General features: G+C 70.8%; 16 protein-coding genes and 1 pseudogene. 7 read left to right on the forward strand and 10 right to left on the reverse strand.

Annotated elements, in window-relative coordinates:
• Positions 1-230: 230 nt before the first annotated feature.
• The 3 genes from AADR41_RS11125 to AADR41_RS11135 form a co-directional block, all read right to left on the reverse strand.
• Positions 231-626, reverse strand: coding sequence for a hypothetical protein (locus AADR41_RS11125; RefSeq protein WP_342281179.1), 396 nt, complete (start codon positions 624-626; stop codon positions 231-233).
• A gap of 176 nt (positions 627-802) precedes the next feature.
• On the reverse strand, positions 803-2,251 hold the full coding sequence (locus AADR41_RS11130; protein WP_342281180.1) for a glycoside hydrolase family 18 protein: 1,449 nt from the start codon (positions 2,249-2,251) through the stop codon (positions 803-805).
• A gap of 377 nt (positions 2,252-2,628) precedes the next feature.
• Entirely contained in the window at positions 2,629-3,537 is a 909-nt protein-coding gene (locus tag AADR41_RS11135) for an NHL domain-containing protein (RefSeq protein WP_342281181.1), read from the reverse strand.
• Between the two features lie 602 nt (positions 3,538-4,139).
• Between AADR41_RS11135 and AADR41_RS11140 the strand changes: the two are divergent.
• A pseudogene (locus AADR41_RS11140) lies at positions 4,140-5,208 on the forward strand (IS110 family transposase); the annotation flags it as partial.
• Positions 5,209-5,653: 445 nt separating this feature from the next.
• On the opposite strand, the gene AADR41_RS11145 reads toward AADR41_RS11140, so the two are convergent.
• The gene (locus tag AADR41_RS11145; RefSeq protein ID WP_342281182.1) at positions 5,654-5,806 is read right to left on the reverse strand and encodes a hypothetical protein; all 153 of its coding nucleotides are present in this window, start codon (positions 5,804-5,806) and stop codon (positions 5,654-5,656) included.
• 316 nt (positions 5,807-6,122) lie between these two features.
• Between AADR41_RS11145 and AADR41_RS11150 the strand changes: the two genes are divergently transcribed.
• A complete protein-coding gene (locus AADR41_RS11150; RefSeq protein ID WP_342281183.1) occupies positions 6,123-7,067 on the forward strand; it encodes a 4-hydroxybenzoate octaprenyltransferase in 945 nt (314 codons plus the stop codon).
• Between the two features lie 24 nt (positions 7,068-7,091).
• On the forward strand, positions 7,092-7,985 hold the full coding sequence (locus AADR41_RS11155; protein ID WP_446751013.1) for an oxygenase MpaB family protein: 894 nt from the start codon (positions 7,092-7,094) through the stop codon (positions 7,983-7,985).
• Positions 7,986-8,176: 191 nt separating this feature from the next.
• Here the strand turns inward: AADR41_RS11155 and AADR41_RS11160 are convergent, their stop codons facing one another.
• A complete protein-coding gene (locus AADR41_RS11160; protein WP_342281185.1) occupies positions 8,177-8,611 on the reverse strand; it encodes a VOC family protein in 435 nt (144 codons plus the stop codon).
• Positions 8,612-8,863: 252 nt separating this feature from the next.
• Here AADR41_RS11160 and AADR41_RS11165 point away from each other — a divergent pair, with 252 nt between their 5' ends.
• The 4 genes from AADR41_RS11165 (at position 8,864) to AADR41_RS11180 (ending at position 12,571) form a co-directional block, all read left to right on the forward strand.
• Positions 8,864-9,451: a class I SAM-dependent methyltransferase gene (locus AADR41_RS11165; RefSeq protein WP_266500338.1), complete on the forward strand. Its 588-nt coding sequence runs from the start codon at positions 8,864-8,866 to the stop codon at positions 9,449-9,451.
• Positions 9,452-9,486: 35 nt separating this feature from the next.
• Complete coding sequence (locus AADR41_RS11170) at positions 9,487-10,416, forward strand: N-acetylmuramoyl-L-alanine amidase (protein ID WP_342281186.1); 930 nt, start codon at positions 9,487-9,489, stop codon at positions 10,414-10,416.
• Positions 10,417-10,606: 190 nt separating this feature from the next.
• A complete protein-coding gene (locus AADR41_RS11175; protein WP_342281187.1) occupies positions 10,607-11,440 on the forward strand; it encodes a DUF5336 domain-containing protein in 834 nt (277 codons plus the stop codon).
• A gap of 120 nt (positions 11,441-11,560) precedes the next feature.
• Positions 11,561-12,571: an LLM class F420-dependent oxidoreductase gene (locus AADR41_RS11180; protein ID WP_342281188.1), complete on the forward strand. Its 1,011-nt coding sequence runs from the start codon at positions 11,561-11,563 to the stop codon at positions 12,569-12,571.
• On the opposite strand, the gene AADR41_RS11185 is transcribed toward AADR41_RS11180, so the two are convergent.
• The 5 genes from AADR41_RS11185 to AADR41_RS11205 all read right to left on the reverse strand — a co-directional run bounded on the left by AADR41_RS11185 (position 12,561) and on the right by AADR41_RS11205 (position 18,889).
• On the reverse strand, positions 12,561-13,121 hold the full coding sequence (locus tag AADR41_RS11185; protein WP_342281189.1) for a VOC family protein: 561 nt from the start codon (positions 13,119-13,121) through the stop codon (positions 12,561-12,563). The genes AADR41_RS11180 and AADR41_RS11185 overlap by 11 nt on opposite strands.
• A gap of 4 nt (positions 13,122-13,125) precedes the next feature.
• The gene (locus tag AADR41_RS11190; RefSeq protein WP_342281190.1) at positions 13,126-14,202 is read right to left on the reverse strand and encodes a PHP domain-containing protein; all 1,077 of its coding nucleotides are present in this window, start codon (positions 14,200-14,202) and stop codon (positions 13,126-13,128) included.
• 113 nt (positions 14,203-14,315) lie between these two features.
• On the reverse strand, positions 14,316-15,104 hold the full coding sequence (locus tag AADR41_RS11195) for a maleylpyruvate isomerase family mycothiol-dependent enzyme (protein WP_342281191.1): 789 nt from the start codon (positions 15,102-15,104) through the stop codon (positions 14,316-14,318).
• A 40-nt stretch (positions 15,105-15,144) separates the two neighbouring features.
• On the reverse strand, positions 15,145-15,711 hold the full coding sequence (locus tag AADR41_RS11200) for a hypothetical protein (RefSeq protein WP_342281192.1): 567 nt from the start codon (positions 15,709-15,711) through the stop codon (positions 15,145-15,147).
• A gap of 208 nt (positions 15,712-15,919) precedes the next feature.
• The gene (locus AADR41_RS11205) at positions 15,920-18,889 is read right to left on the reverse strand and encodes an AfsR/SARP family transcriptional regulator (RefSeq protein ID WP_342281193.1); all 2,970 of its coding nucleotides are present in this window, start codon (positions 18,887-18,889) and stop codon (positions 15,920-15,922) included.
• Between the last annotated feature and the right edge of the window lie 211 nt (positions 18,890-19,100).

Raw genomic sequence — 19,100 nt, forward strand, 5'->3', positions numbered from 1 at the left:
CCACGCCCTCTATCTGCGTCTGGTCGCCCGCAGGCCAAGACCGCAACATAGACCTACAGAACCCGGCGCTGCCGACCCGCTCCCTCCTGCGCACAGCCCCCTGCGGTTCCCACGGGAACGGCCAGGACCCCGCTCCAGCGTCGTGGAGCGGGGTCCGATCCGCTGCCGCCCCGGCAGTCGGTCGACGGTCCGGGCAGGAATCCCGGCGGGGATCCCTGTCGGGACTCGGCTCAGACCTTGATCCATTCCAGGGTGTAGTGACCACCCGCACCAGTGAACACCAGGAAGGACGGAGTCGTGGAGTCGTTGTCACACCCCCGGAAGGTGCTCGTCCACACGGGGCTGCCACCGCCCTGGACCTCCAGGCCCTTGTCGGTGACCCGCCACTTGCCCCAGGGGTGCTCGATCTGCCCACCGTAGTTGGAGTAGACGGTGCCGTCGTCTCCCAAGCGGTAGAGCACGTCCTGATCACTGGTCCGATAAGTGGCACCGAGATAGTCGGACGCCTGGGTTCCGCACGCGGTCTGTACCTGCGCCGAGGCGCTGCCGACCAGGGCGGCCGGACCGGCTACGCCGCTGAGGATCAGGCCTCCCGTCAGCACGGCAGCGAACATGGCTCTCTTCACGAACTCATCCCTTCATTAAGGGGGTTGGCATGACGTGAGCAGAGGTACCCGGCGGCACGTTCCCGTCCACGCCATCCGCTGACGCTCCACCCGTTCGGGCTCGCATTCGAAGGCGGGGCGGAACCGGACGGGCGGAGCCGGGCACGCGGCTTCAGGCCGTGACATCGCGCGGGCCCCTACTCGCCGGCCGGGTTGTCCTTGCCGTCCAGGCCGGCGCGGATACTCCGGGACAGATCGCCGGTCTTCGTCATGTCCCCGTCGAGGGAGTAGGCCATCACCCCGGCGATCCCCAATTCCTTGGCCTTCTTCGCCTTCTCGTACACCGCTTGACGGTCGTCCAGGGTCCAGAAGACCTTCATCTTGTCCTGCGTCAAGGTGTCGGTCACCTCGCCGTACAGATAGGCGACGAGCGCGTTCGCGTCCCAGTGGCGGGTGAAGCCGTACGCGGTCAGCCCGGCGACGTCACGGTAGTCGTTGACGCCCGCCTGCCACTTCGCCTTCCACGGGTTTCCGCTCACGTCGTTCGAGTCGGGGATGCCGTCCTTGTCCTTCTTCGTCGTGCGCACCGCAGCCGTCGCCTCGCAGCCGAGCCCGTCCGGGTGCTGCGGGTCGTCCTTCACCTTCTCCCAGCCGCGGCTGTAGAACGGGATCCCGAAGAGGATCTTCTTCTTGTGTTCCTCCTTCGCGATCCATGGCGCGAGAGCCCGCTCCACCGAGAGGGCGTTCGCCGCCGAGTCCGCGTACTGGGACTGGTGGTTGGTCTTGTTCTCGGATCCCCCGAACGGCCCGTGGTAGTCGTAGCCCTGCAGGTTGCCGTAGTCGAGGTTCTGCATCACGCCGTCCACGTCCCAGCCGGCCGTCAGCACGTCCGGCCCGGCGGGGAGGAACATGGTCAGCAGGTACTTTCCGCCGCGGGCCTGCTTCTGGTCGAGCGCGTCGAGTTGGGTGCGGAACTCCTTGAGCAGCGCGACAAGGTTCGTCTTGTCGTTCTTCGGGTCGAAGTGGTTCCCGTGGAGCCCGAGATCACAGGCGGGCCACTCCCAGTCGAGGTCGACGCCGTCGAAGATACCCGCCGCCACGCCGGCGCCCCCGAAGTGGTCCTTCATCTCCGTCTTGTCGAAGATCTTCGTGGGCAGGTTTCCCTTGATGAACAGGTCGATGCACGACGAGACGAGCGCCTTCCTGGTGTCGTCGGTCTTGGCCGCTTCGGACCAGTTCCTGGAGTACGTCCAGCCTCCGAGGCTGACAAGGACCTTGAGGTTGGGGTGCTTCTCCTTGAGCTTTTTCAGCTGGTAGAAGTTCCCCATGAGGGTCTTGGCCTCCGCCTGCTGCTGAACCCCGTCCAGGTTCTCGCCGGGGCCGAAGGCGCACAGGTAGTCCGCCCACGCGTCCCCGGCGTCCTTGCTGCCATCGGCGTTGTTGTCGCTCTCCGCGGTGTTCAGCTTGATCGATTCGAAGCACTTGAAGCCGGGGTTGTACTTGGTGTCCGACGAGATGTTCTCGAACGCGTAGTTCAGAATCGTCAGGCACTCCGCGGTGCCGTTGTCGTGGAGATCCTTGATGTGGAACTTCCTGCCGTAGATCCCCCACGCTGGAAAGTAGCCGACGTACTCGGGCGTGCCCATGCTTCTCCTTCAGGATCGATGTCGAGCGTCCTGCTCGGGACCGGTGTGGACGCCGCGCCGTGATCCCGCGCCGCCACGGCCACAGAGTCGGTCAGGCCCGTCATGATCGCGACTCGGCCGAGCTGTGGACCGGGACAGCGGCGCGCACGAAAGCGAAAGCGTCGCCAGGCGGGACACGGGTTCCCCTGATGCCCGGTCGCTGTCCGGCGCTCCCCTGAGTTCCCCCGGCCGGACGCGGCCGACCGCGCCGGCGCCCCCGACCACATCGGCCGGAAGCGCCGCCGGGTCCTGCCCGGCTCCCACTCGTTCGTACGAGCCACACGCGTCATACGCGTCGACAGCTCACCTCGGGCGGATGAAGCGGCTCGACAGGCCCCTCACACGCCGGTTTGCGGTCCATGGGCCGCGACCGTCACCTTGCGCACACGGTGGTTCATGGATTCCGCGATGTAGAAGTTTCCTGCGGCGTCCACGGCCACGGCTTCCGGTTCGCTGAGCTTGGCCGTCAGGGCGTCCTTGTCGTCGCCGTCGTAGCCGGACTTGCCGGTACCGGCCACCGGGGTGACCTGGCCCCCGGAGATCTCGCAGACCCGTTCTTCGCCCCACCCGGCGACGTACTCGTCTCCGTCCTTGACCAGCGTCAGCCCCTTGGGCCAGGCGATGTGTCTGGTGACCTCGGTCGTCTCGCCGGTCGTGGAGAACTTCAGCACCTGAGACGTGTTCGTGCTGGAGAAGTAGATGTTGCCCATACTGTCCACGGCGATGCCCGTGGGAACCGAAAGGCAGCCCTCGCCCCCGACGTTCTTGTCGGTGACGAACGCGATGACCCCGTTGGAGGCCTTCCGCACCTGGTCGTTCCCGGTGTCGGTGAGGTAGACGTTTCCCGCCTTGTCCACTGCCACCCCCTCCGGCTGATTCAACTCGGCTTCCACGGCACTCTGCCCGTCGCCGGAATTCCCTTCCTTTCCGTTGCCCGCAATGGTGGTGACCACTCCGGCTGGGGATATCTTCCGGATCTGGTTGTGCCCAGCGTCGGCGACATAGAGATTTCCCAGGCTGTCGATCGCCAGCCCGGTTGGGAAGGAAAAGCCTTCCGCAACGGTGGAGATGGCACCGCCGACCACTTTCCGGACCTGGTGATTCTGGGTGTCGGCGATGTAGAGGGTTCCAGCAGCGTCCACCGCGAGCCCTCCCGGAGCGTTCAGCCGGGCCTTGACGGCATCGTGCTCCTTGTCCAGCCCCCGCTGTCCCGTCCCTGCGACTGTGGAGATCTTGCCGGTAGCCATAGCGATCCTTCCAGCGAAGTTCAGGTGACCCCCTCACCACCATGCTGTTCGCTGCGACGGAAGAACGCGTGTGGAAGCCGCCGGAACCGCCCGTGAAGTGGCATCGACTGGACCATAAAGGGCAGTCACTGAAAATCCAGTTGCGGGCCCCAGGCAAAAAAGGACAAGGAAGCCGGGGCCGCAACCCTGGACCGTCCAGAGGAATTCCCCTACTGGGACCACATCGAATGCCCTAGCCATTTGGTCACCCATTAACCCTGCGAAGACAAGTGGAAAACCAAATTCCGCAAGACTGATCCGACATGCGATTACCAGGTCTCCTGTTGCGGAGTTACACGCCCAGACGACAATTTCGTTCCGCCCCCCGTCACCTTTTTCGTGGCTCCACAATGGGGCCTCCGGCCTTCGGGTCCGGCATGACTTCCCCCCTTGTTGCGGTTGATGATCCGGGGGGGTGTCACCGGGCCCGGAGGCATCGACGGACCGCTGATGAGGGGCTTGAGCACCGGCTTCACCCAGGCCGGAAGAGCTCTCCGTAACGTGGATGTGGCAGCTCGGTGCCGAGGCAAGGCCGGACGAAATCGTGACGGAGGGGCCTGCACGTGATCGACGCCAGCACCATCGACGTCCTTCTCGGCCTGGATGTCGGCAAGGGCGAACACCACGCCACCGCCGTCACTCCGACCAGGAAGAAAGCCTTCGACAAACGGCTGCCCAACACCGAGCCGAAACTCCACGAGCCGTTCGCGAAGCTGGGGGCCAAGCACGGAACGGTGCTGGTCGTGGTCGATCAGCCGGCCTCGATCGGCGCCCTGCCACTGGCCGTCGCGAGGGACATGGGCTGCCCGGTCGCCTGTCTTCCGGGCCTGACGATGCGGCGGATCGCCGACCTCTACCCGGGCGAGGCCAGGACAGACGCGAAGGACGCGTTCATCATCGCGGACGCGTCCCGGGCGACGCCTCACATGCTGCGGGCCGTCGACGGCGAGGACGGGACGATCGCCGAGTTGGAGATGATCGTCGGGTTCGATGACGACCTGGCAGGCGAAGCGACCCGGGTCGCGAACCGGCTCCACGGCCTGCTGGCCCAGATCCATCCTTCCTTCGCTGGAGCGGGTGCTGGGGCCGCGGATGCAGCACCCGGCCGTCCTCACGCTGCTGGAACGGTTCGGGTCACCAGCTCAGATTCGCAAGGCCGGACGGCGACGTCTGGTCACCCGGTTACGGCCGAAGGCTCCGAGGATGGCCGAGCGGCTGGTCGAGGACATCTTTGCCGCACTGGACGAGCGGACCGTCGTCGTTCCAGGCACCGAGGCGGCTGCGCTGATCGTTCCGAGCCTGGCCGCCTCGCTGGCCGCCGTGCTTGACCAGCGCAAGCTACTGGCCGCTCGGATCGAGCAACTGCTGGAGGCCCACCCCCCTTTCGAAGGTCCTGACATCCATGCCGGGAGTCGGAGTCAGGACCGGGGCCCGCATCCTGGTCGAGGTCGGCGACGGCAGGACCTTCCCGACCGCCGGCCACCTCGCCGCCTACGCGGACTCGCCCCCGCGACCCGGAGCTCGGGGTCCTCGATCTGCGGCGAACAGCCCTCCCGCAGGGGAAACAAGCAGCTCAAACGGGTCTTCTTCCTCGCCGCGTTCGCATCCCTGGCCGACCCGCTCTTCCACACACGCCTCATCGCTCATGGCGGACAGAGCGCCACCCGACCACCTTGACCAAAGACATAGGGGCACCCCCCCGGACCGGCCGCAGGCCGAGGCGATCTGTGCGCTGAAAGGCAGGCGTCCGGGGCGACGGGAACCTGAGCAGCTGCGAATGCCTCTACCAGAGCGCGCAGTGCCTACAGCGCAGACTGAGGAGCGTAACCAATGTCCATCTTGCGAAAGTTGCGTACGGCTGGTTTGCTCGCCGCCGTATTGACCGGTGCCTTCCTGTCCACTGCCGGCCCGGCCCACGCCGAGACGGTGTCTGGTGCCGCAGCCGCAAACAGCCTCGTGATCGCGTGCAATTGCGAGTGCAGCTGGTGAACCTGCCTGCTCCGACCGGGACCGATGGTCTCCTGTTCCGTAACTGAGTCCCGCGCAGGTGGCCTTGGCGGGCGGTGACCAGGTCGCGTCAGCGCTGCCGGACGGTGTGGGGGTCCTCCAGCCACTGGACGGCGCTGTTCGCAAGCTGGGGCAGGCCGCCCATGGCGGTGGCGATGTCGACGTAGTAGGTGTAGTCGCCGGCTGCCGTGACCTTGCGCAGTCGGGATACGGAGGCGTCCACTCTGTCAGGTACGTCGAAGACGCGATCCGGCGGCGGCACCACGATCGTCGTCCCGGCTGGGACCAGAAGTCCTGGCCGGGGTCGCCCCCTCGCCTGTCGGCTAAGGGCTGTCCCGCAATTCCTGGTGGAACAGCGTGCGGCGTCAGATGCGGTGCATCGCAAGGCGGAGGGACGTCCACATACTGGATGTATGTGGACGTTCCGACAACGCGGCGAGGTGCCGTAGCTGTCGTCGCACGCCCGCCAGGAATTGCGGGACAGCCCTTAGGTTGGACCGATCGGCACGCGATCCCCCTGGAAAGGGGCATGAATCGGTATGACCGCCGCCCCACAGGCCCCGGCCCGAACCCCGAATCGAGTCCCGGCCCAGGGCCGTGCCGCCCGGCTGGTGGGGCGGACCCCTTCCGGGGTGCGGCCCTATCTGGAGTTGCTGCGGCTGGACCGGCCGGTGGGGTCCTGGCTGCTGGTGGTGCCCGGATGGATAGCCCTGGGAGCGATCGCCGGGCCCCGGGACGGGGGCCTGCTCGGGCTGCTGCTCCTGGTGTACGGGGTGCTGTCGAGGGGGGCCGCCTGCGGCCTCAACGATGTGCTGGACGCACGGTTCGACGCGCAGGTGCCGCGTACGGCGGGGCGGCCCGTCGCCTCCGGACGGCTGGCGGCCGGGCGGGCCCTGGTGCTGTGTGTCGTGGTGGGGGCCGTCGCTCCGCTGGTGATGGGGTTCTGGAGTGTGGAGGCCGTGGTGTGGGCGGCGGCCGGGGCGCCCCTCGCGGCGGTGTATCCGTACCTGAAGCGGTTCACCCACTGGCCGCACGTATGGCTGGGGATCACCATCAACTGGACGGTGCCGCTGGTGTACGTCCTGCTCACCGGAGGGATCGGGCTCGGGGGCGGGGTGCTGTACGGGGCGCTGATCTGCTGGGCCGTGGGTACGGACGTGGTCTACGCCTGCCAGGACCGGGAGGCCGATGTGCGGGCCGGGGTGCGGTCGGCCGCCGTACTGCTGGGGCGGCGCAGCCGGGTGCTGGTGGGCGGCGCGTACGCGGGGTGCGTGGTGCTGCTCGTCGCGTTCGGGACCGTGGCCGGGCTCGGGCCGCTGTACTGGCCCGGACTGTGCGTGGTCGCGGGGCAGTTGGGATGGCAGGTGTGGCGGGCCGACCCTGCGGATGCCGTGGCCTGCGGGCGGGCGTTCGCGACCAATCCGCTGTGCGGACTGCTCATTCTCGTGGCCGTGCTCGCCGGGCGGGTCGGTACCCTCGGCTGAGGGAAGGGAACCCTGGAGGTGCCGGTGGGACTGCGGAAACGGATCGCGACGGAACTCACGGCGACCATGCACGGCGGGGAGCTCAGGCTGGAGCGGTACGCCGGGCCACCGGGTGATCCCGGGCTGTTCGGGATCGCGCCGGGGGATCCGGTGTGGCGGGTGCACGGGCAGGCCACCGGGATGCTCACCGGCGGGTTCGCCGCGCTCATGCTCCAGTCGCTGCATCCGCTGGCCATGGCAGGGGTCGACCAGCACTCCGACTTCCGCGCCGATCCGGTCGGGCGGCTGAATGGAACCGTACGGTTCATCACCACGACCACCTTCGGCTCCTCGGCCGCCGCCCGCGAGGTGATCGACCTCGTGCGCCGGATCCACACCCGGGTGCACGGCACCGCCCCCGACGGCCGGCCGTACCGCGCGGACGACCCCGATCTGCTCACCTGGGTGCACACCGCCGAGGTACGCAGCTTCCTCGCCGGCCACCAGACCTACGCACCCCGGCCGCTCCGGCTGACCCCCGCCGAGTGCGACGCCTATTACCGCCAGGCCGCCCCCATGGCCGAGGCGCTGGGCGCACGGAACGTACCGCGCACATCCCTCGAAGCCGAGCGCTACCTGGCCCGGCTGCGCCCCCGACTCCACGCGACTCCGGCCGCGTTGGACTCGGTACTGTTCCTCCGCGGCTTCGGACGCACACGACGGGAACGGCTGGTCGTACGCCTGCTCACGAACGCCTCGGCCGGGCTCCTCCCCGACTGGGCCCGCACCGAACTCGGCATCCACCGCCCGGCCCTCGTCCGCACCGGCTGGGACCGGCCGCTGGCGACGGCCGTCGGACGCACCTTCCAGTGGGCGATCGGGCCCTCCCCGATCCAGGCCGCCGCGCGGGGGCGGCTCGCGGGGGCGCCGCGGGGGTGACGCCGGGATCCACGAGGCGTCCGGCAACAGCACGCCTCGGCGTCATGACCCGCCTCCGGCAGACCTGCCGACGTCCCGGCCCCGCCGACCGGCCCCGCCCCGGGCTCACCCCTCGTACGCCGCTGCCGAGCACACACCGTGTCCGGCGGGGGCGTACGGCCCTGCGGGCCGGGCCCGGCGCCACCGGCCCGTCACACAGGCGCTGCGGCGACGCAGAACTCGTTGCCCTCCGGGTCCGCCATCATCACGTGGTGCCCGTCGAACTTCTCCAGGACGCTCCCGCCCGCCCGCACCAGGCGTTCGGACTCCGCCTCGATCCGTGCCCATCTCTCGTCCGGACTGCCGTGTCCCGGCACTCGAACGTCGATGTGCAGCCGGTTCTTCGCCGTCTTGGGCTCGGGAACCCTGAGGATGCCCAGGCGGGGGCCGACGCCGTCGGGATCGCAGAGCCACGCCCCGTCGTCCACGGAGTCGTCCTCCGGCAGGTCGAAGGACGCGAACCACTCCGCGCGCGTCCTGAAGGGGGCCGGCGGCGGCTCGTCGACATAGCCGAGGGCCGTCTTCCAGAAAGCGGCGAGGAGTTGTGCGTCCGCGCAGTCAAGCGTCAGGTCGATCACGGCTGCCATGGGGCGACCGTACTGCGCGCCTGTGACAGTCGGGCTCACGGCCGTACGAAGAGACCTGAAGCCGGCGCCTGGGTCGTCGAGCGGGCCGTACGCCCCCGCCGACACCTTCGGCGGGGGCGTACGGCACGATGGGGCGCCGTCGAAACGCGCACCCCCGACCACCGTCCCCACCAGGAGGAACCCGTGCCCGCCGAGTCCGTCGTCGAGCCGTCGCCCGAGATTCTCGCCGCCTTCCAGGCCGCCAAGGGCTTCATGCCGGTGGGTGAGGGACTCGCGCTGTACGCGGCAGCCGCCGAGGCCGCCGCGCTGGGGCTGCCCGTCCTGGAGGTCGGCACGTACTGCGGGCGCTCCACGATCCTGCTCGCCGATGTCGCGCGGGCGGCCGGGGTGACCGCGCTCACCGTCGACCACCACCGCGGCAGCGAGGAGCAGCAGCCGGGCTGGGAGTACCACGACCCGACCGTGGTGGATCCGGAGGTCGGGCGGATGGACACACTGCCGACCTTCCGCCGGACCCTGCACGCGGCGGGTCTGGAGGACCACGTCGTGGCGCTGGTCGGGCGGTCTCCGCAGGTCGCGGCGGTCTGGGGCGGGAAGCTCGGGTTCGTCTTCATCGACGGAGGTCACACCGACGAGCACGCGAACGGCGACTACGAGGGCTGGGCGCCGCATGTGGCCGAGGGAGGGCTGCTGGTGATCCACGACGTGTTCCCGGACCCCGCGCACGGCGGTCAGGCCCCGTACCGCGTCTATCTGCGGGCACTGGAGTCCGGGGCGTTCACCGAGGTCTCGGTGACGGATTCGCTGCGGGTGCTGCGGCGTACCGGAACGGGCATCTGAGGGCGGCCGTCCAGAGGCCCGGATAGCATCGCGTGGTGCCGTACGACGAGAGTGTTCCCCCCACCCGGCGCCGCCGGTCCCTGCTCGCCGCCACCGCGTTCGCCGCCGTGTGCCTGACCGCCGCGGGCTGCGGCGCGGGCGACGACAGCGGCGGGACGCGGGCCGAGCCCCGGCAGGGCGGCGGCGGTACCTCCGCGCCGCCGCCGTCGAAGAGCGCCCCGGCGCCGCAGAGGACGAAGACGTCCGCATCCCCCACGCCCGCCGCGAAGCCGGCGGGCGGCGGGGCCACCGGGCCGCTGTCCGGCAAGACCGTCGTCATCGACCCCGGGCACAACCCGAACAACCATCTGCACACCGGCGAGATCAACCGCCAGGTGGACATCGGCACCACGCACAAGGAGTGCGACACCACCGGGACGTCCACCAACTCCGGTTACGCGGAGGCACAGTTCACCCTCGATGTGTCGCACCGGCTGCGCGCTCTCCTCCAGAAGCAGGGTGCGAAGGTCGTGCTGACGTACGACAACGACCGCGCGTACGGGCCGTGCGTCGACGAGCGGGCCCGGATCGGCAACGAGGCGCGGGCCGACGCGGTGGTCTCGGTGCACGCGGACGGTTCCGCGGTCGGCAACCGCGGCTTCCATGTGATCCTTCCCGGGCTGGTGCGGGGCGGTAAGGCGGACACCTCGAAGATCGTCGAGCCGTCGCGCGACCTCGGCACCAGGATCGCCGGACTCTTCGTCCGCGATACCGGAAGTGCGCCTTCCAATTACATCGGCGGCAATAGCGGGTTGGACATCCGAAAGGACCTGGGCGGACTGAATTTGTCGACCGTGCCCAAAGTGTTCATCGAATGCGGCAATATGCGTGATCCGAAGGACGCCGCTCTGCTCACCAGCGCGAGCTGGCGCCAGAAGGCGGCACAGGGCATCGCCGATGGCATCAGCAGCTACCTCAACGGGTAGCGAGAGGTAGTTCTGAGGCGAAATTGGGGGGATGTGTGTCCGGCGTCCGGGCAGGAACACAACCCGTACGGTCAGACGATAGATTCATCCGTACGATGGGGGCCGCCCCGAGCTTCGTGCCGTACCCGCTGTACCCGTACAGGCGGCAGCGACGACCGCCCCGACGAGACGACCGACTAAGGACCTTCACGTGAATATCCGCTCCCTCTCCCGAGGCGACGGCGTGGTGATCGGAGCAGCGGTCGTGCTGTTCATCGCCTCATTCCTCGACCTCTTCGGCTTCGACTGCCCCTCGGGCATCAGCTGCTCCAACTACAACGCCCCGAACGCCTGGGACTCGCTCGGGCTGCTGATGAGCGTCTATCTGGCCGGGATCATCGGTGCGGCGCTGGTCATTGTCGGCCGTTCCATGCCGGCCCGGAAGGTCGTCGGTCTCGACCTCGGTCAATTCGGTGCCGCCTTCTGCGTCTTCGCGCTGTGGACGGCCTTCTGGACGACCATCGACGCCAGCGACACGGGCGCCGGAATGATCCTCGGCCTGCTGGCCACGATCGTGCTCGCGGGCGGCGCGATCGCCACCCCGCTGGTCCCCGCACTCAAGGCCCCGCTGGTGAGCGCCTCGGCCTCTCCCGCTGTGCAGCCGCAGTACGGCGGTCAGCCGCAGCCCGGTCAGGGATACGGCTACCCGGGCCAGCAGCAGCCCTCGTACGGTGGCCAGCCGGGTCAGCAGCAGCCCTACGGTGCGCAGCCGCAGCCCGGTCAGCCGGAGCCGCAGCCCCAGGGGCACGCCCCGAAGGCTCCCGACGCGGGCGGTGCGCCGGCCGGTGACTTCACGCCGTTCTGGTTCGCGGTGCCGGTGGCCCGCCCGCTGTACGGGGAGGACGGTTCGCCGTCGCCGATCGCCGAACTGGCGCCCGGCACCTGGTACCTCGCGGTGGAGCAGCGCGGTCCGGGCCTCATCGCCCAGACCCAGGACGGCCGTCGCGGTGTACTCCAGGACACGACGGGCATCCAGCGCGGCTGAGCCCGCCACAGGCAGTACGGCAGCGGCCCTCCACCCCTTCCGGGTGGGGGGCCGCTGCCGTACCCTCCGTCCGTACCTGACTTTCTGACGAATCGTCAGAACTATGGGGAGGCGGCGGACATGCGGCTCGGACTCGCGCTCGGATACTGGGGCCGGGGCCCGAACCCCGCCCACCTGGAGCTGGCCAGGGAGGCCGAGGCGCTGGGGTACGCGTCGGTGTGGACGGCGGAGGCCTGGGGATCGGACGCCTTCACCCCGCTGACCTGGATCGCCGCGCACACCTCCCGGATCCTGCTGGGCACCGGCATCGCGCAGATGGCGGCGCGCACCCCGACCGCCACCGCCATGCACGCCCTCACCCTCGACCATCTCTCCGGCGGCCGGATGATGCTCGGCCTCGGTCTGTCCGGCCCGCAGGTGGTGGAGGGCTGGTACGGACGGCCGTTCCCGAAGAGCCCGCTGACCGCGACCCGGGAGTACGTCGACGTCATCCGCCAAGTACTGCGCCGCGAGGCCCCGGTGGAGCTGGACGGCCGGTTCCACTCCCACCCGTACGGCGGTCCGGACGCCACCGGGCTGGGCAGGCCGCTGAAGCCGATCACCCATCCGCTGCGGCCGGGGCTGCCCGTGCTGCTCGGGGCGGAGGGGCCGAGGAACATCGCGCAGACGACCCGGATCGCGGACGGCTGGCTGCCGCTGTACTGGTCCCCGATGCGCACCGATGTGTACGAGGCCTCGCTCACGGACCTGCCCGACGGATTCGTGATCGCGCCGATGGCCCGGGCCCGGGTCTGCGACGACGTCGCGGAGGGGCTGCTGCCGGTGAAGGCGATGCTCGGCTTCTACATCGGGGGAATGGGCCACGCGGCCCGTAACTTCCACGCGGATCTGATGGCGCGGATGGGGTTCGAGGAGGAGGCGCGGCGGATCCAGCGGCTGTTCCTCGAAGGGCGCAAGGAGGAGGCGGTGCTGGCGGTGCCGGACGCGTTCGCGGACGAGATCTCGCTCGTCGGTCCGCGTGAACGGATCGCGGAGCGCCTGGAGTTGTGGCGCAAGGGGCCGGTCACCGATCTGCTGGTGACGGCGCCGGACCCGCACACCCTGCGGGTGCTCGCCGAGCTCAACCAGTAGCGGCCGGCCGGGCCGGGTCGGTCGGCCAGGCACCGGCGCTCCGTCGTGGGGCGGTGCGCTCCCACGGCTGGGGGTCCGGGTATGTCAGGAGTTGCAGGGTGCTGCCCCAGGGGGTGCGCAGATACGCGAACCGGTTGTGCTCCCCCTCCTCGGGGCCCGGCAGCGGCTGCGCGTCGGCGAGCAGCGAGGCGCCCGCGGCCACGCAGTCCCGGACGGCCGCGTCCAGGTCGTCCGCGTACAGCGCCACGTGCTGCCAGCCGAAGTCGCAGGGCAGCACCGGGGGTTCGCGGCGGGGGCCCTGGAACTCGAAGAGCTCGATGCCCGGACCGCCGCCGGGCAGGGCCAGCATCCTGATCGCCAGTTGCTGGGTGCCCGCCGGGACGCCGAGCCGCCGTTCGACGTCGGGGCCGCCGCTGGGTCCGTCCTGGCGGCGCAGGGTGTCGTAGAGCACCTCGGCGCCGAAGGCCCTCGTGAGGAAGAGGGTCGCGGTCTCCAGGTCGGGGACCGTGACCCCGATGTGGTCGATGCCTCGCACGCTCGTGGCCGTCATGGCTTCACCGTTCCTGTCCCGGGGCCGCGCCGACGGCCCCGTCCGCCCCGGAGCGGGCCCGCTCCGGGATCGTGCCGCCGCGCGACCAGGCCAGGAGCCGGTCGGCCGGCCAGGTGGTGACGACGCGTTCCGCCGGGACCAGGCACTCCTCGGCGCGGGCACAGCCGTGGATCTGCCAGTCCAGCTGTCCGGGTGCGTGGGCGTCGGTGTCGACGGCGAAGAGGGTGCCCGCCCCGACGGCGCGGCTCAGCAGCCTGCGGGGCGGGTCGAGCCGTTCCGGCCGGCTGTTGATCTCCACGGCGGTACCGGCCTCCGCGCACGCGGCGAACACCGCGTCCGCGTCGAACCGGGACTCCGGGCGTCTGCGCTCCGCGACCAGTCGCCCCGTGCAGTGCCCGAGGATGTCCGCCCGGGGGTGGCGGACGGCCGCGATCAGGCGCCTGGTCATCGGGGCCGGGGCCATCCGCAGTTCGGAGTGGACGGAGACCACCACGACGTCCAGCTGTTCCAGCAGCTCGTCCTCCTGGTCGAGGGAGCCGTCGGGGAGGATGTCGCACTCGATGCCGGTGAGCAGCCGGAACGGCGCCCACCGCGCGTTCAGCTCGGCGACCTGTGCCAGCTGCCGGCGCAGCCGGTCCGGGGAGAGCCCGTTGGCGACGGTCAGCCGGGGCGAGTGGTCGGTGAGGACCGCCCACTCGTGGCCCAGCTCCGCCGCGGTGCGGCCCATCTCCTCGATCGGGCTGCCGCCGTCCGACCAGTCGGAGTGCAGATGGCAGTCGCCGCGCTGGAGCGCGAGGAGGTCCGCGCCGCCCTCGTCGGGCCGGGCCGCGGCCTCCTCCTCCAGCCGTTCGAGATAGCCGGGCACCTCCCCGGCCATCGCCTCCCGGATCACCTGCGCGGTCTTCGGCCCGATGCCCTTGACCGCCTCCAGCGACCCGGCCGCCGCCCGCCGCCCGGCCTCGCCGTCCGCCATCGCGGCCACCGCGTCGGCGGCAGCGCGGAAGGCCCGCACGCGGTAGGTGTCGGCCCTGCCACGTTCCAGCAGGAAGGCGATCCGTTTCAGGGCGCGGACTGGCTCCATCGGCACCTCCACCGGGGCCGCCGGACACTACGGGCTTCCCATCCAGCTTCGCTCAGGCCCGCCCGGCGCGCAGAACGGGCCGGGCCGGCGGCGGGATCCCGGGGCCCGGGCGCTCAGCCGAAGGTGGCGCGCTCCAGCCAGAAGTCCAGCAGTTCCGCGTCACCGAGCACCTCGACCCGGCCGCTGTCGGCGGCCAGGCGCCGGTAGAAGACCAGCATGACGTCGGTGAGCGGGCCCCGCAGCGCGACGGTCGCCTTCTCGTGGGCGCGCCGCCAGGTGAAGCCTTCTTTGCCCAGCTCGATCAGCCACTCGGCGTCCGGTACGTCCGTGGCGTGCAGGTGGATGGAGCGCCCGGCCCCGGTCAGCCCGGCGGCCTCCTTGTCGCCGGCGCCCTGCGCGAAGGCGACGATCTCCAGCCACTCCTCGATCGTGTCGGCGGCCAGTTCCGGCGCCACCTCGTACCCGGTCCCGGCGGTGAGTGCCGCGTCGGCGTGGTGGACGATCGTCTCGTGCGCCATTCGGCGCGCCCAGAAGCCGGTGCTTCCCTCCCAGGCCCAGGACCACACCTTCTGTTCCGGGCCCGCGGCCCGCAGCGCCCCGACGGTGCCGGCCGCGCCCTCCGCCAGCCAGGCGTCGAGGGCGGCGGGGTCGTCGCTCCCCGGGGTGGAGTGCGGTACCTGCTCGGGCGGGACCACCTCGGTCGCCCGGGTGCGTACGATCTCGCCGACCCAGCGGTGGGCCTGGCCGACGTGGTGGGCGAGTTCGCGCAGGGTCCAGTCGGGGCAGGTCGGTACGGTCGCGCCGAGGTCCGCGCCCCGGACGGTGGCTCTCAGCGCGTCGGTGCGGGCGATGATCTCGTCGCAGTAGCGGTCGTGCGCGAGGTCCTGCGTGAGTGGGTTCATGTCGCGCACCCTAATCCGGTCACGGGCCGAACCCCATTGCTTATCCGCCGAGTTGCGAGGTGCTGGGCACCTTGTCCTTGACCTCCGCACCGGCGCTGCGGCCCGCGTCCTTGATGCCGCTGATCACGCTCTCGAAGGCGCCGACGTCGCCCTCGCCCGCCTGTCCCTTGCGGAGCTTTTCGGCGAGCCCCTTGAGCGATTCGATGCCCGCCGTCAGCGGCGCGACCGCCTTGGACAGCAGCGGGTCGCCCTTGGCGTTGACCGCCGCCGCCTTCAGCCGGTTGTAGGCGAAGCCACCCGCGAGCCCGGCCTTGACCAGCGCGAACGTCCGCCCGTCGGCGCCCTTCTTGAACTTGCCCGCCCGATAGGGCTTCACGATCCACTGGTACGTCGCCCCGGCAGCGAGCCCCGCGTTGGTGACGAACCGGGTCTTGGCGAACTTCTGTGCCTCGGCCGACGAGGTGCCGCTCGGCGACGCCGAACTGCTCGTACCGCTCTTGTCGCCGCCGCCGCACGCGCCGGTGCCCACGACGAGGGCACAGGACAGCAGCAGCGCGACGATCGGACGGCGGAGCGGTACGGGACCGGTCGCGGTGTAACTGGGCACAGCGGGCCTCCCTGGCCGGGCACATCAGGGCGATCTCTACGATGAGTGACGGCTCTGGCCACTCTCGGTAAGGTTCGCCCGGCCCGGAACGGCGTGCCACCCGGGAAACGCCGTCCGGGTTCCCGGTGCGGGGCACGCGACGGGGCATGAGGACCGGCCGGTGCGGGGCACACGACGGGCACGTGGACCGGCCGGCGCGGCGGCCCCGTCAGGCGACGCTGTACGTCCGGTCCGGGTGCCCGTCGAGGAGCAGCGTGCGCAACGCCTCGGCCTCCGGGGCGCCCAGCCGCTCGTAGGCGTCCAGCGCCTCGTTCCACGAAGCGACGGCACGCCCGGTCTGGCCCAGTTCCGAAAGTGCGTGGCCGAGCACGGTCAGCACGTTGGCCCGACGCCACTCCCCGCCGATTCCGCCCAGCGTGATCAGCGCCGTCTCGGCGTTGACCGCGGCCTGTGCCGGGCGCCGGGCGGCGAGGTCGACCTCGGCCAGCCGGAACAGGCTCATGCCCTCCCACAGCTTCTGACGGCCCTCGCGGAAGACGTCCAGAGCCTCGTGGAGGCGGTCGCTCGCAAGGTCCAGTTCGCCGCTCCGGGTGAGCGCCAGAGCAAGCGCGTACCGGCCGTTGGCGCCGCGCACGGAGCTGCCCAGGGCGTCGTAGATCTCGATGCCCTGCCGGGCCAGCGCGACGGCGCTCGCGGTCCGGCCGGTCGCGAGGTGCGCCCGCGAGAGGTTGCACAGGACGCCGGCCTCTCCGGGGCGGTCGCCGAGCGCACGGAAGTACTCGACGGCGCGGGAGAGATGGGCCTCCCCGTCCTCGTGCCGGTTCTGGTAGAGCGCGATGACGCCCCTGCTGTTGAGCGCGTCGCCCATGGTCCAGGAGTCGCCGGCCGAACCGGCGAGCCGTACTGCCTCGCGCGATTCGTGGTCCGCCTCCCGGAAACGGCCCGCGAGGGAGTGCAGGTGGGCGAGTGCGGTTCGTGTCCGGCCCTCGGTCCGCTCGTCGCCGGTTGCCGCCGCGGCGTCCCGCAGGGCCGTGACCGCCGACTCGTAGCGGGTGAATTCGCTGCCGGACTCGGCGAGGTCCCGCGTCGCGAGCAGCAGATCGGCCGCCTTGCGCAACTCGCCCGTGCCGACGGCCTGATGGGCCGCGGACAGCAGCGCCCGCGCTTCGCCGAACAGCCAGTCCAGCGCCGCGGCGCGGTCGGTGAACACCGGCCCGTCGCCGGCGGTCGGCTCCAGGTGCTCGATCAGGCGGTCGCCGGGCCGCTCCAGCGCGTACACGCCCGCCGCGGTGGCCAGGTAGAAGTCGAGCAACCGGGACAGGGCCGCCGCCCGCTCGCCCGGCAGTTGCTCGTCGCGCTCCGCGCAGGCACGCGCGTAGAGGCGGAGCAGGTCGTGATAGCGGTACCGGCCCGGTGCCGCCGACTCCACCAGCGAGGTGTCGACGAGGGACTCCAGGAGTTCCTCGGTGTCCTCCTCGGGAAGGCCGAGCACGGACGCGGCGGCCGGCAGGGAGATGTCCGGCCCGTCCGCCAGGCCCAGCAGACGGAACGCGCGCGCCTGCGCGGGCTCCAGCTGCCCGTAGACCAGCTCGAAGGCGGCCTTCACCGCCAGGTCACCGGCCTGCAGCTCGTCCAGTCGCCGCCGCTCGTCCGCCAGCTTCGCGGCCAGTACCGAAACGGTCCAGGTCCGCCGCACCGCCAGCCGCGACGCGGCGATCCGGATCGCCAACGGCAGGAAGCCGCACGCGGCAACGACGTCGAGCGCCGCCGCACGCTCGCCGGCGACACGTTCCTGGCCGACGATCCTGGTGAACAGGAGCAGGGCCTCCTCCGGGCTCAGCACGTCCACGTCCACCAGACGGGCGCCCGCGAGGTCGCCCAGGTGCCCCCTGGCCGTGATCAGCGCGGCGCATCCCTCCGTGCCCGGCAGCAGCGGTCTCACCTGGGCTGCGTCGTGCGCGTTGTCCAGGAGCACCAGCACCCGCCGCCCGTCCAGGACCGAGCGGTACAGCGCCGCCCGGTCCTCCAGGGAGTCGGGGATCGCCGCTTCCGGCGTGCCCAGGGCGCGCAGGAAGGAACCCAGGACCGTCTCGGGCTCGGTCCTCGTCGTCCGCAGGCCCTGAAGGTCCACGTACAGCTGGCCGTCGGGGAATTCCGAGCGTGCCCGGTGAGCGACGTGTACCGCCAGGGTCGTCTTGCCGACGCCCGCGATTCCCGACAGGGCCGACACCGCCATGACCTGGCCGTTGGCCGATGCCAGCACCTCCCCCAGCTCCTCCACGTACAGCGCGCGGCCCGTGAAGTCGGGGACCGTCGCGGGGAGTTGGGCGGGCCGTACGGAGGCCACGGCCGACCCGGGCTCCGGGGCGGAGGGTTCCGCCAGGGCCGGGTCCGCCTGCAGGATCCGGCCCTGCAGCTCCGTCAGGACGGGGCTGGGGTCCACGCCCAGTTCGTCCGCCAGCAGCCGTCTGGTGTCGGCGTAGACCGCCAGCGCCTCCGCCTGGCGGCCGCTGCGGTACAGCGCCAGCATCAGCAGTTCCCGCAGCCGCTCGCGCAGTGGGTGCGCCGCCGTCAGCGACGTGAGCTCCGAGACCGCTTCCGCGTGGTGGCCCTGCTCCAGCTCCGTGTCCAGGCGGAATGCGATCAGCTGGAGGCGCCATTCCTCCAGGCGCATGCGCTGGGTCTCCGCGTACGGGCCCGGCACCCCCGACAGCGGCTCGCCGTCCCACAGGGCCAGCGCCCTGCGGAGCAGCTCACTCGCGTGGCCCAGCTCCCCGTCGGCCCTGGCCCGCTCCGCCCGCTCCGCGAGATCCTGCACCGTCGACAGGTCCAGGGCTCCGTCGGGCAGGCCCCGGATCGCGTAACCGCCCGACTCGCTCACCAGGATGCCCGGGTCGAGGAACTTGCGCAGCCGGGAGGCGTACGTCCGGACGGCGGCCAGCCCCTGCGACGGGGGCTCGTCGCCCCACAGCGCGTCGATCAGTTCGGCCGCGGTCGCCGTGCGGCCCTCGCGCAACAGCAGGGCGGCCAACAGGCCACGCTGCTGCGGTGATCCGGTCGACAGCTGCTCGGTTCCGCGCCAGGCGCGCACCGGGCCGAGTACGCTGAAGCGCAGTGCCGTCGGCCCATCGGGCGACACGGCGGGACGCTGCTTCAACAACCGTGACGCGTCATCCATCGCTGCCCCCCTTTCGGCAGCGTACCAACTCGTTTAGCAGACGTATACGGATCGTTTATCGGCGCCTGACACTATGTGCGCATCGCACTCTGTGACTTGCCCAGTCCGGGGCTGCGCCGAGGCGGGGTTCCCGGGAGTGGCATCCCGGGCCCCGACCGCCCGGCCCGACAGCCGATCGATTCGTGCTGCGATTTTCGTCAACTCTAGCTCA

It is taken from the genome of Streptomyces sp. CLV115 (genome assembly GCF_038448545.1).
Lineage (GTDB): Bacteria > Actinomycetota > Actinomycetes > Streptomycetales > Streptomycetaceae > Streptomyces > Streptomyces sanglieri.